Annotated in this window: 7 protein-coding genes; all 7 read right to left on the reverse strand. The window is 66.7% G+C overall.

The features are described from left to right. The coding region (locus Q0Q02_RS22020; protein ID WP_293812735.1) for an MBL fold metallo-hydrolase at positions 1 to 633 on the reverse strand (633 nt) is incomplete at its 3' end. A 9-nt stretch (positions 634 to 642) separates the two neighbouring features. Further along, positions 643 to 1,443, reverse strand: a complete 801-nt coding sequence (locus Q0Q02_RS22025) for a TatD family hydrolase (RefSeq protein WP_293812737.1) — start codon at positions 1,441 to 1,443, stop codon at positions 643 to 645. 148 nt (positions 1,444 to 1,591) lie between these two features. Continuing rightward, a complete protein-coding gene (metG, locus tag Q0Q02_RS22030) occupies positions 1,592 to 3,151 on the reverse strand; it encodes a methionine--tRNA ligase (RefSeq protein ID WP_293812739.1) in 1,560 nt (519 codons plus the stop codon). 21 nt (positions 3,152 to 3,172) lie between these two features. Beyond that, positions 3,173 to 4,243 carry a DNA polymerase III subunit delta' gene (locus Q0Q02_RS22035; RefSeq protein WP_293812740.1) on the reverse strand — a complete coding sequence of 357 codons (1,071 nt, stop codon included), beginning with the start codon at positions 4,241 to 4,243 and terminating at the stop codon, positions 3,173 to 3,175. Beyond that, a complete protein-coding gene (gene tmk / locus Q0Q02_RS22040; RefSeq protein WP_293812742.1) occupies positions 4,243 to 4,893 on the reverse strand; it encodes a dTMP kinase in 651 nt (216 codons plus the stop codon). Before tmk ends, Q0Q02_RS22035 begins: the two co-directional genes overlap by 1 nt. Positions 4,894 to 4,903: 10 nt before the next feature. Next, positions 4,904 to 6,031: a D-alanyl-D-alanine carboxypeptidase family protein gene (locus Q0Q02_RS22045; protein WP_293812744.1), complete on the reverse strand. Its 1,128-nt coding sequence runs from the start codon at positions 6,029 to 6,031 to the stop codon at positions 4,904 to 4,906. Between the two features lie 137 nt (positions 6,032 to 6,168). Next, positions 6,169 to 7,239, reverse strand: coding sequence for a septal ring lytic transglycosylase RlpA family protein (locus Q0Q02_RS22050; protein WP_293812746.1), 1,071 nt, complete (start codon positions 7,237 to 7,239; stop codon positions 6,169 to 6,171). Positions 7,240 to 7,765: the final 526 nt, after the last annotated feature.

Below are 7,765 nucleotides of genomic sequence, written 5' to 3' on the forward strand. Positions count from 1 at the left end.
ATGCGGCGTCTCGCGCAGGCAGTCGAGGATCAGCACGTCGAGATCGGCCATGGCCTCCATCGCCGCCGGTGGGATCAGGCTGACATCCGGCAGATAGCCGAGATCGCCGAAGCGGAAGCCCAGTGCCTCATAGTTCGGCCCGTGTTCGACCCGGAACGGCAATGCCGTGATCGGCCCGCCGGCGCCATCGATGGTCTGCGGCCGGCCGGCGCTGATCTCGTCGAGATCGAGGATCGGCGGATAGTAGCTGCCGGGCGGCGTCTCGAAGAGATAGCCGAAGCGCGAATGCAGCGAGGCTTGCGTCGTCTTGTCGGCGTAGATGCGAATGCGCCGTTGCATGTGCAGGACGAGCGCGCGCAGGTCGTCGATGCCATGGGTATGATCGGCATGGTCGTGTGTCAGCAGCACGCCATCCAGCCCCGGCACCTCCGCCGCGAGAAGCTGCTCGCGCAGGTCCGGCGAGGTATCGACCAGCACTCGCGTCATTCCGTCGGGGCCGATGCGCTCGACCAGGATCGAGCAGCGCCGGCGCCTGTTCTTCGGCTCGTTGGGGTCGCAGGCGCCCCAGCCGGAGCCCGGCCTCGGCACGCCGCCGGATGATCCGCTGCCGAGGATGGTGACGGTGAGCGTCATGGCGCCGGATCAGGCCACCTGCGCAACCGGCGCAGCGTGGTCCATCTTCCAGTAGCAGCGCCGTGCGTTCTCCGTGGTGATGCCAGCGATCTCGTCGAAGGACACGCCGATCGTGTCGCCAAGAACCTTCGCCGTCTCAACGACATAAGCCGGCTGGTTGCGCTTGCCCCTGAACGGGACTGGCGCGAGATAGGGCGCATCCGTCTCGACCAGCAGGCGCTCGCGCGGGACCATCCGAGCGATCCGGCGCAGGTTCTCGGAGGTCTTGAAGGTCAGGATGCCGGAGAAGGAGACATAGAGCCCTAGCTCGACGCCGGCCATCGCCAGCGCTTCTCCGGCGGTGAAGCAGTGCAGGATAGCAGGGAAGGCGCCCTTCCCCATCTCATCGCGCAGGATCGCGATCATGTCGTCATCGGCCTCGCGCGCGTGGATGACGAGCGGCAGCTGCGTGACCCGCGCCGCGGCGATATGCGTGCGCAACCCCTGGGCCTGCGCGGGGCGCGGGCTCGAATCGTAGTGATAGTCGAGCCCGGCCTCGCCGATCGCGACGCAACGCGGGTGGCGCGACAATTCCACGAGGCGCTCGGCCGTGACGTCGAGCTCCTCATGGGCGTTGTGCGGATGCGTGCCGACCGAGAACCAGACCGACGGAAAACGCTCCGCCAACGCGGCATAGTCGGCGTAGCGCGCAACCCGCGTCGAGATCGTCACCATCCGGCCGACGCCGGCGTCTTCCGCCCGCGCGACATAGGCCGGCAACTCCTCGGCGAAGTCCGGGAAATCGAGATGGCAATGTGTATCGATCAGCATTCAAGCCTCTGGAAAGCTTTCCCGATCGGCATGAGATGTCATTGCGAGCGCAGCGAAGCAATCCAGGGGGACGTAGAGCTCTGCCGCTCCTGGATTGCTTCGTCGCTTCGCTCCTCGCAATGACGCCCCAGATATCGGGACGTTCAAATCACGCCGCCTGCCCGTCCTCGGGCTCGACATAGCGCGGGAAGATCGCGCTCGGCGCCGGCAAAGCAGTGCCGCTGACGAGCCGATGCTCCGCACCGAGAGCCGCAAAGCTGCGATCCTGCGGCGCGACGCTCAGCAGGTCGAGCAACTTGCCTGCGGCCACCGGCATCACCGGCTGAATCAGGATCGCGACCTCGCGCAGAACCTCGATCGTGACATAAAGGATGGTGTCACGGCGCGCCGGATCGGTCTTGGTCAGGCGCCAGGGCTCGTTGTTGGCGAAATAGCGGTTCGCCTCGGCAATGAGCGCCCAGAGATCGGCCAGCACGGTGTGAAGGGCGAAATCCTTCATCGCCTCGCGCGCCTTGGCGAGCGCCGCGTCAGCCATGGCGAGCACGGCTTCGTCGGCCTCGTTCAGCGTCCCGCGCGGCGGCACCCTGCCCTCGCAGTTCTTGGCGATCATCGACAGCGAGCGCTGTGCGAGATTGCCGAGATCATTGGCGAGGTCGGCATTGATCCGCCCGACGATGGCGTCGTGGCTATAGTTGCCGTCCTGGCCGAAGGAGACCTCGCGCAGGAAGAAATAGCGCAACTGATCGACGCCGTAGGTCTCGGCGAGGCCGAAGGGATCGACCACGTTGCCGAGCGACTTCGACATCTTCGTGCCCTTGTTCAGCAGGAAGCCGTGGCCGAAGACGCGCTTCGGCAGCGGCAGCCCCGCCGACATCAGGAAGGCCGGCCAATAGACCGCGTGGAAGCGCACGATGTCCTTGCCGATGATATGGACATCGGCCGGCCAATAATGCGCGCGCGGGTTCGCCGGATCGGGGAAGCCCGTCCCGGTGACGTAGTTGTTGAGCGCGTCGACCCAGACATACATGACGTGCTTCGGATCGCCGGGTACGGCTAAGCCCCAGTCGAAGGTCGTGCGGCTGATCGAGAGGTCCTCGAGCCCGCTCTTCACGAAGGAGACGACCTCGTTCTTGCGCGTCTCCGGCGAGATGAAGTCCGGCACGTCCTCGTAGAGTTTCAGCAGCCGATCCTGATAGGACTTGAGGCGGAAGAAATAGCTCTCCTCCTCGACCCACTCGACCGGAGTGCCCTGCCCGCCCAGACGCGTCCCGTCGGGCTGGAGGGTGGTCTCTTCCTCGCCGTAGAAGGCCTCGTCGCGGACCGAATACCAGCCGGCATATTTGGCGAGATAGATGTCGCCATTGGCCTCCATCCGCCGCCAGAGTTCCTGGGTCGAGGGCAGGTGATCGGCGTCCGTCGTGCGGATGAACCGGTCGAAGGAACAGCCGAGGCGCTGCTCCATCTCCTCGAAGCGAGCCGCGATCTTGTCGACGAACTCCTTCGGCGAGAGGCCGTTCTGGGCCGCCGTGCGCTGCACCTTCTGGCCGTGCTCGTCGGTGCCGGTCATGGCGAAGACGTCGTAGCCGTCGAGCCGCTTGAAGCGCGCGATCGCGTCCGACGCCACCATCTCATAGGCGTGGCCGATATGCGGCGGCCCGTTGGTGTAATGGATCGCGGTCGTCAGATAGAATTTCGGGGCCGTGGCCATCGTCTGTCCGAAAGCTTCGCTTCACGCTGCGCGCGAGCGGGACACCGCAGACGACAGATCATGAAACAGGGTCATCACCAGCGGGCGGCGGTCGAGATTATAGGTCTCGACCTCGCGCGCCTGCTGCCCAAGCTTTTCCCATACCTCCGCCAGCGGTGCAAGGCGCGCCGGTTGCGCCGCAGCATGCGCGTGGAGATGGTCGGAGATCCAGCCCTGCACGGTTTCGATCATCACCGCGAAGTCGCGCTCGCCTGCCTTGCCGGCGACATCCTCGGCCAAGGCCATCAGGGCGGTGAGATCGATCTGCGGGAGGGCGTCGAGCCGTGCCCTCACCGCCTCGACCAGCGCCAGCGTCTCGGGATCGACATAGGTCAGCGCGCGGCGCACCGAGCCCTCGGAGAGGCTCGCGGCGCGGCGCAACGCCGAGCCGTCGAAAGGCATCTCCATGCGCTCCAGCGCCAGCCGGCCGGCTTCCGCAACATCGGCTTCCGCGAGTGGATCGAAGGTCAGCAACCGGCAGCGCGAGCGGATCGTCGGCAGCATCCGCCCCGGCGCATGGGCGACGATCAGGAACAGCGCCCGCGGCGGCGGCTCCTCCAGCAGCTTGAGCAGGGCGTTGGCGGCCGAGCGCTCCATGTCCTCGGCCGAGTCGACGATGCAGACGCGCCAGCCGCCCTCGGCCGCGCTGGCGCCGAAGCGGTCGATGACGCGCCGGATGGAATCGACCGGGATATTGCTCGTATAGCTTTTGCCGTCCGGTTTCGGGATCCGGCGCAGCACATGCAGGTCGGGATGCGACTGCGCCATCACGCGCCGCGTCGCCGGATCGTTCTCCGGCATGGCGAGATCGACGGCGCGGGCCGCCCTCGCCTGCGGATCGCCGGCCGCAAGCAGGAAGCGCGCGGCACGATAGGCGAAGCTCGCCTTGCCGATGCCCTCGGGCCCGCCGAGCAGCCAGGCATGGTGCATCCGGCCAGAGGCCAGCGCGTCGAGGAAGGTCCGCTCGCGCACGGCATGGCCGACCATAGCGAGCGTCTCGCGCGGATGCGGCGCGCTCGGCAGCCGGTCGGGTTCGTCGCTGGTCGCTAGCATCAGGCTTCCGGTTCGATGGGCAGGCGCTCGCACAGGATATGCCACGCCGCCTCGGCAAGCGCCTCAGGCGGAAGCGTCGCATCGAGCACGGCGCAGCGCTGTGGTTCGGCGCTCGCGATATCCCTGTAGGCTTGGCGCAGATTGCGATGGAAGGCCAGCGTCTCGCCTTCGAAGCGATCGACCACCTCACCCGGCCGACGACGTTTGGCGGCGCGAGCAAGACCGATCTCGGGATCGAGGTCGAGGATCAGCGTCAGTTCGGGCATCAGACCGGAGATCGTCACGGCTTCCAGTTCGGCCAGCACGCCCCTGTCGAGCTGGCCGAGTACGCCCTGATAGACCCGCGTCGAATCGATGAAACGATCGCAGATCACCCATTCGCCGCGCTCAAGCGCCGGGCGGATCAGGCTGTCGATATGGTCGATCCGGGCGGCCGAGAACATCAGCGCCTCGGCGAACGGGCCGTAGTCTCGCGCTTGCCCCGCCAGGATCATCTCACGGATCGCCTCGGCCTTGGGCGAGCCGCCGGGCTCGCGCGTCGTCCGCGCCGTGAGGCCTGCCGCCTCGAGGCGTTCGCTCAGCGCGCGCGCCAGCGTCGACTTGCCGGCGCCCTCCCCGCCTTCGAGCGTGATGAAATGTCCCTTGTCCATCTCGGCCTGATCAGCTCCGGTTCAGCGCCTTGCGAACCCAGCCTGTCGTGGCCTCGAAAAGGGCATCCAGCGCCCGGCTCTGCAAGCTGCCGGCCTGCACGCTCTCGGCCGCATAGAGCGGAATGTCCAGCGTCTTGATGTCGCCGCGTGTCACCACGAGCCGCGCCACCTCCGCGCCCTCCTGGACGGGTACGATCAGCGGGCCGCGATAGACGATCCGTGCCGCCAGCCGCTCCGTGCTGCCGCGCGGGAGCAGCAGGCTGACGACGCCCTTGCTCCGGAGCGCGACGCGGCCCTTCTCGCCGCCATAGACGCTGGCCTCGCCCACCGTCTCGCCGGCAGCGAAGAGCTGGCGCTTCTCGAAGGCGCGAAACCCCCATTCGAGCAGCTTGCGCGCTTCCGTCGCCCGATCACGCGCCGTCTTGAGGCCGTTCACGACCATGACGAGCCGCTGGCCGTTCTGCACGGCGGAGCCGACGAGCCCGAAGCCGGACTCGTCGATATTGCCGGTCTTCAGCCCGTCCGCGCCGATATCCATCGTCAGCAGCGGATTGCGGTTCTGCTGGCGGATCTTGTTCCAGGTGAATTCGCGCTGGCCGAAGATCTTGTAGAGCTCGGGATAGGTCTTGATGATGTGGTCGGCGAGCAGGGCGAGCTCGCGTGCCGTCACGCGCTGTTGCGGGTCAGGCATGCCGGTCGCGTTGCGGAAGACGGATTTCGTCAGGCCGAGCCCCCTCACCCGCTCCGTCATGATCCGGGCAAAGGTGGTTTCGTCCCCGGCAATGGCTTCCGCCAGTGCAATCGAGGCATCGTTGCCGGACTGGACGATGATGCCCTGCAGGATGTCCGACAGCTTGATCCGGCTGTTGAGGAGCGCGAACATCGCCGATCCGCCCGAAGGGCCGCCGCCCTTGCGCCAGGCGTTCTCGGAAATGCCGATCTCGCTGTCGAGCGTCAGCCGTCCGGCGGTGATGTCCTGGAAGGCGACGAGAACGGTGCCGAGCTTCGCCATGCTCGCCGGCACCATCAACTCGTCAGCCGCCTTTTCATAGAGAACAGCCCCGGTGTCCGAATCGAGCAGGACGGCATAGGGCGCCTGCGACTGGAAACCTTGGGCAGAAGCCGCGGAGCCAAACAAGGGGAGCCCAAAAGCCAGGACGAAGCCTGCAACGAGCAGGCGCGCCGTCCGCAGCGGCGCTGCAATCCTTGGCAAACGGCAAAAGGCGCTCATGCTTCGATGTGAAGCAGAGCGCCCGCCATCAGGTCAAGCCGGGATCAGTTCCGCGCGAGCGGCTGCAAGGCCTGCGGCGCAAGCTTGTTGAGCGGGTGTGTCTTGGCAAGGCGCTCGCCCATGCCCTTCTCCGGCGCGGCGAACAGGCTCGCCACGCTGGCGCGCGTCGGCGGCAGGGTCGTCCGCAGCGTCGCGGGAACCACGACGGGCTTGGCCGCGTTGGCGATGGTGTCGAGATCGAACGGACGGTTCGGCGGTAGCGGTGCTGCGCGCACGGGCTGCGCGTCGACGGGCGTCGAGACGGTGGAAGCCAGAGAGGCGACGACCGGGGTCGAGGGCGTGATCGTCCGCGACTGCTGCGGCGCATAAGCCTGCACGACCGGCGTCGCGACGGGGGCGGGCTCCGGCTCGGCTGCCGGCTGAGTATCGATATCGACGCTGCGAGTGCGCGTGGTGGCGACAGGCTCGGCGCTTGCGACCATCGTCCGGGCGCTGGTGCCCGGGATCGGGGCCGGCGAGCCATCGGTGCGGAGCGTGGCGAGCAGGAGCTTGTCGTCGGAACCGGCGAGCGAGGCCTGGCCGAGATATTCCATCTTGATCCGCGCCGTGCCGAGATGGCGGAAAGCCAGCGCGTCGGCGGTGGTCTGCGAGAGATCCATCATGCGGCCGCCATGGAAGGGGCCACGGTCGTTGACGCGCACGATGATCGAACGGTTGTTCATCAGGTTCGTCACGCGGGCATAGGCCGGCAGCGGCATGGTCGGGTGCGCGGCCGAGACGCTGTGGCGGTCGTAGACCTCGCCATTGGCGGTGCGGCGGCCGTGGAAAGCCTCGCCATACCAGGAGGCCAGGCCGACCTGCGCAAAGCCAACGGGCTTCTCGAACGGAGTATAGCGCTTGCCGGCGACCGAATAGGCCTTGCCGACGAGCTGGCGCCCGCCGCCCTTCGGTACTTCCTCGCCCTCGGCGACGACGCGCGGGCTGGCAGCACCGTATTTCGATTGCGGGAAGGCTCCGATTTCCTTGGAGCGGCGCCCGGCGACCTGGTTTCCGGCACAGTTCGCGGCGAACAGGCCGACGAGGACAACGCAGCCCATGCGGACGGCGGTGGGCATGGAAGAAGACGCTGGCATCGATCCGGACATCGTGGAGACGGTCTCCTGGGCCGAAAAGCGAGCGTCTTGAGTCATTCCGCCAATTCCGCTTTCTGCGCCAAAAACTATTCAGTCAGCTCACCGCCATAGGCAGCAGAGCCGAGTTTTCGGCGAATTCCATTAAGGGATCGTTAAGCCGCTAAAATCCGCTGGAAAGCGGACCGCTGAACCGCTGAACAGGCCATCCCCGCGCCGTTGGGCGGCCACAGGAGCGTTCGAAAAGCGGCGCATGTCAACGCCGGAACGATCGCGGCCGCCATTTTTCTGTGCAGCGTGGCCTGTTGGACACGGTCGATATCTGGCGCGATCACGGCTCGAACCGGGGCGATCGCACGGTTTCAGCGCCGTTTCACCACTCCCAACGCGGCCGGATCGTCCTTTTTTGCCCGCCGCGATCTTCCGCTTGCAAATCGGCTCCCCGAACGGCATTGAACGGCCCCATGGAAGGGTGGCCGAGTGGTTTAAGGCAGCGGTCTTGAAAACCGCC

Source organism: uncultured Allobosea sp., assembly GCF_945956895.1.
In the GTDB taxonomy this organism is placed as follows: Bacteria; Pseudomonadota; Alphaproteobacteria; order Rhizobiales; family Beijerinckiaceae; genus Allobosea.